Origin of the sequence: Streptomyces lushanensis (assembly GCF_001700515.1) — a bacterium.
GTDB classification, from domain to species: Bacteria; Actinomycetota; Actinomycetes; order Streptomycetales; family Streptomycetaceae; genus Streptomyces; species Streptomyces lushanensis.
Window position 1 is genome coordinate 1 of the sequence record NZ_MAUD01000577.1, and the last position, 2,870, is coordinate 2,870.

General features: G+C 75.1%; 1 protein-coding gene and 1 pseudogene. One reads left to right on the top strand and one right to left on the bottom strand.

Annotated elements, in window-relative coordinates; all coding sequences use genetic code 11:
- Positions 1–641, top strand: a pseudogene (locus BFF77_RS36070) (hypothetical protein); the annotation flags it as partial.
- Here the strand turns inward: BFF77_RS36070 and BFF77_RS31435 are convergent.
- Positions 631–2,607 (bottom strand): cell division protein PerM, encoded by a 1,977-nt coding sequence (locus tag BFF77_RS31435; protein ID WP_141698593.1) that lies wholly within the window; start codon positions 2,605–2,607, stop codon positions 631–633. The pseudogene BFF77_RS36070 and the gene BFF77_RS31435 overlap by 11 nt on opposite strands.
- Positions 2,608–2,870: the final 263 nt, after the last annotated feature.

The following is a 2,870-nucleotide window of genomic DNA, read 5'->3' on the forward strand; positions in this document are numbered from 1 at the left end:
GTTCTGACCGCCGGGGCGGCTTCGGCAGCCGCCCCGGCGGTCAGAACGGGCAGAACGGGCAGGGTGGCGGCCAGGACGGCCCCGAGGGAGGCCGCGGCGGCGGACTGCGCTGGGATCCGACGGACCCGATCCAGCGCCGCGCCCGCTACGCGCTCCTCGGCGGGATGTGGGCCTTCTTCTTCGCGCTCTTCGACTTCCCGGAGATCGCCCTGCTGCTCGGCTCACTGTCGCTGTACTGGGGCATCAGCTCCCTGCGCAACAAGCCCGCGAACGGATCGCCCTCGGGCCAGGACGACGCGACCTCCGGCGGCCCGTCGTCAAGCGGCCCGTCGTCAAGCGCGCCCTCCCTTCCCGCACCGGCCACCGGGCAGAACGTCCCGGCCCAGGGCTCTGCCGAGGGTCCGGCGTACGGTCCGGCGGCCCCGGCCGCGGTGTCGAGCCGGCAGCAGACGACAGCGGCGGTCAGCGGGCTGGTGACGGCCGCGATCGCACTGGCGATCGTGGCCGCGACCTTCACCGTGCAGCTGGTCTACCGCGACTACTACACCTGCCTCAACGACTCCCTGACCAAGACGGGCCAGCTCTCCTGCAATGACGAGCTGCCGCCCTCGCTGGTCCCGGTCTTCGGCGTCAAGGAGTAGCACCGGACCCGTTGCCCGGGGCCGCACCGGAATCCGGGACGGAACGGTCGCGGCCGATCCTCCTGGAGCCGCTCTTCCTGACGGAGGGCGGCCCCGACGCCGTTCCCCCGGCCGGGGAGTCCGCGATCGGGCCGCCCGAGGCCGCCTTGATCGCCGCCCACCGTGTCTTGCGCGCACCGCGCCCGTGCCGGCCCTCGTCCAGCAGGAAGTCGTACGGCTCGAACTCCGGCTCTCCCGCCTCCCCCCTGTCCGCGACCGGAACCGCGCGGGCCCGCCCACCGGGGCGAGCACGGGCATCGGGGCCGGGGCGAGCGCGAGCTTCGGAGCCGGGGCGAGCGCGAGCGCGGGCAGGGGCGTCGGAGCGGGGACGAGCGCGAGCGCGGACCGTGCCGTCCGCGCGGCCTGGGGCACCGGCACGGGCGCGGGTGTCCGCGTCGCGGGCCGGCACACCCGGGCCGCCGGCAGCCTCCGGCGCCGGCTCGGACACCGGCCCGTCCGTCACCGCCCGACCGCTGAGCAGCCACATCAGCCGCCGCCACGGCGCCGGCCACCACACGGCCGGGCCGCCCTGCTCCGCCGCCTCGGCGGCGGCCTCACCCTTCGTATCGGTCGCCCCCGTCCCAGCGCCGGCTCCCGAGGCCGGTTCCGGTCCCGGCGGCGGTACGGCCTCGTTCCGCCGCGTCCGCAGCCGCCAGGCCCGCAGCACCAGCGCCATGGGCACGCCCAGCCCCAGCGTCCAGGCCAGCGCCGCCGCGCCCGTCAGCCACCACACCGGCCCGAGGACCGCCAGTCTGCCGTTGCCCATCGGCCCGCCCGACATCGCCGCCAGCAGCGCCGTCAGCGCCGCGCACACCACCGCGCCGAGCATCACCGTCAGCGTCGTCGCGCCCGCGCCCCACGACTGTTCCTTGCCGCCGTACCGCGGCGCCGCCACCCGTACGGTGAACCAGGCCAGCGCTCCTCCCGCGAGCACCGGCACTCCCGCGGCCGCCCAGTCCAGCGCCGAGCCCGGACCCTCGGGCACCGCCGCGAGCAGCGGAAAGGACGGCAGCCAGTACTCGCCCGTGACCCCGAACGGTGTGGCCGTCGCGCCCGTACCGAGCGCGAAGCCCGGTCCCATCCCGTACGCGGCGCCCCACATCGCCGCGTTCGGCACGAGCACCAGCCCGAGCAGCAGCACGGCGAACCGTCCCGACCAGTCGGAGGCGAGCTGTACGAACGAGCCGTGCGCCACGCCGCCGTGCCATGCCAGCGACATCCCGACCAGCAGCGCGCCGCCGCCCAGCAGCAGCAGAACGGACGCGACGCCCGCCCGGAGCGCGACGGCGGCCCTGCGCCGGGCCGCGGGCGCCCCGACGGCACGGACGAGGGCCCTCCGGAGAACGCCGGGCAGCCAGGCCAGCAGGAGACCACGCCGGCGTCCGCGCGCCCGCCACGCCCCGGCCCCCGCGGACAGGACCGTCAGCGAGGGCAGCATGAGCGCGGCGCGCAGCGGGTGCGCACCGAGCGGAGCGCCCGTCACATGGAGCACCGACGCCGCGCCGACCAGCAGATAGCCCCCCGTAAGGGTGAACACCACCGCCGGTGCGGAGAGCCGGGGCGGCCCTTCGTCCGGCTCCAGGGCGTCCCTGGCCGTCCGGTACACCAGCCAGACCGGCAGGGCCATCAGGAGCAGCGGGATCACCCCCAGTGGGGCGGGATCTCCCGAGAGGGTGTCGGCGCGCACCAGCTCGACGCCATGGGCCAGCAGCCACAGCGCGGTGGCGACACGCAGGGCTCCGCCCGGCCCGCTGTCGGGATAGGGCGAAATGATCCACATCGCCAGCACCAGCACGGCGAACAGGCCGAGGCCGAGGCACGCGGCGATGGCCCCGCGGAGGAACGAGACGGTCAGCGCCGCCGCCCTGCCGCGTTCCACCGCCGAGGCCGAGGACAACGGCGTGCTGCGATCGGTCAATTGGGTCACGTCGTCATGCTGCCCACGACACGCGCTTGATCCACGTAACAGGCGAATGTTCGCCGTGTCGCCCAATATAAGTTTATGTGCTTTTTTGGTCTGAATCGTGCTGCGGGGAGTCCCTCATGACGCAGAACACCACGCAGAGCACCGCGGACGGCTCTTCCGCCGTCCCGCCGCTGCCGCCTCCCAAGGAGCGGCGCAGGCTGCGGGAGGCGAGGTCGATGACCGAGAAGCAGGTCGCCTCGGCCGTGGGAGTCTCGCGGGCGACG